The organism is Fusibacter sp. (genome assembly GCF_057447755.1).
In genome coordinates, this window is sequence record NZ_JBVBZF010000497.1 from 1 (window position 1) to 1765 (window position 1765).

The 1765-nt window shown below is 39.2% G+C and carries 2 protein-coding genes; both read right to left on the minus strand.

The window, feature by feature from the left end:
• A partial coding sequence (locus AC220I_RS22065; protein WP_486726024.1) for an MFS transporter occupies positions 1-1261 on the minus strand: 1261 nt, incomplete at its 3' end.
• 198 nt (positions 1262-1459) lie between these two features.
• Positions 1460-1765, minus strand: a 306-nt coding sequence (locus AC220I_RS22070) for a Rossmann-fold NAD(P)-binding domain-containing protein (RefSeq protein ID WP_486726025.1), incomplete at its 5' end; no start/stop codon positions are given.

Genomic DNA, 1765 nt, shown 5'->3' on the forward strand with positions numbered 1-1765 from the left:
CTTCAAGTTTACGAATTGGTCTGTATAGGCATATTAAAAGACTTGAAACAACGATGGCTAGTCCAGCAAAAGACAATACGATCCCCATACCGGCACCACTCTGATGACCGAAGATGGCATTTAATGCTGGCCAAGTGCCTAAGAGCATATTGGGTTCCAGCCAGTTGTCAACCAAAGGACCAACCACCACAAAGGAAATCGGCGCTGTCCCATATGAGATTTGGTAAGCGATTGAAAACACGCGTCCCTGTAGATGGATTGGCACATAGGTTTGTAATAAGGACTTAAATCTAGCACTTACCATTGGCAAGGGCAACATCATTAGAAATAAAGATACACCAAGGAAAATGAAGTGTCTTGTAATCCCAAATGATATCATCATGAAGCCCGAAAGCATCATAAGTGTCACAACGGATATGACCCTGTTCTTGACCCGCCCAATGGTGGTTACAAGTAATGCGCCACTAAATGTTGCAATCCCCATAAGACTCATCATACCTGCAACAGCACCTTCATCAAAAGACAGAGACAGTAGGTATGGAATAATCAGCTCAATGGGACCGTTAAGCATAAAGTTAGTAAACCCTATATAGATGAGAAATACCAAGAGCACTTTATGCATTTTTAAATACTGAGTGGCCTCTCTCAAGGCATGATTGACCTTGCCAGGGTTCATAAGTTGATCTGCATCTGATAAAGCAGGCAGTTTTAATGAGCCCACTATAAGGACTGCAATGACAAAGGTTAAAAGGTCTACCGCAATTACACCCTTTAAGCCGATAATTGGATAAATAATGGCTGTTAATGCAGGTCCTAAAAAGCTTGCCACGGGAAAGAGCATCTCTTTAAAGCCGTTGATACGATCCCGATTTGAATCGTCTGTCAAGAGCGTCATCATAACGTCGGCTGCTGTTGTCTGCATCATGCCAAAGATGCCTTGGAGGGCGACGACGCCATATAATATAAAGGGCTTAAAGCCAATCGTTTGCAGTGAAATGAGGAGAATGACGGTTCCGATTGCCTGTCCCAAATCACCTAATATCATAGTGATCTTCTTGTTCCATTTGTCAACGAATACACCGACAAGATGTCCGGTTAATAATGAGGGAATTTCATTAAAAAAAGGGATCAACAATAAATAAGTCGCTTTACCTGTAGCTTGAAATAGCCATATTCCAATGGCAATTCCAGTCATGCGACTTCCTATCAAAGACATCCCTTGTGTTAAAAGTAAGGTGGTTATTAATCTTCTATTATTCATGATTTCATCTCCTAAGCTAAGTTTAAATGCATAATTTTAAATACAAGAAAAAGACCATTGAAAAAATAATGGTGTCATAAACCTTGTATTTTGAATTCATTTGATTTTATTAAACTTAGGCTTGTGTGATGATACTCATGATATAGCGGATTCCCCTTTACATGTTTATATTATTTTCAATATTTTATGTTAAATATTTTATCTCAATTGAGAATTGGTGTCAATAGAACGGATGCCTAAGGCGTACAAGATAATCGCCTGTTGCACTGTCAATAAATCCTTCTTAAAATCATAGCCCACAAAGTATTTGGAATCAATCACTTCAGCGTGTACTTCTTCACCTCTGTAAAATGGTGGACATGGATTTAAAATGGCGTCTTCTTTAGCAAGCTTTAAGCGTTCTAAAGTAATTTGATATTGGCTGAGATAGTCATCTGTCAAATATTCCTTTGGAATGCCGTCCGTTAAAACGACGTCTGCGTCTTTTAAGGCTTTATCCAAATC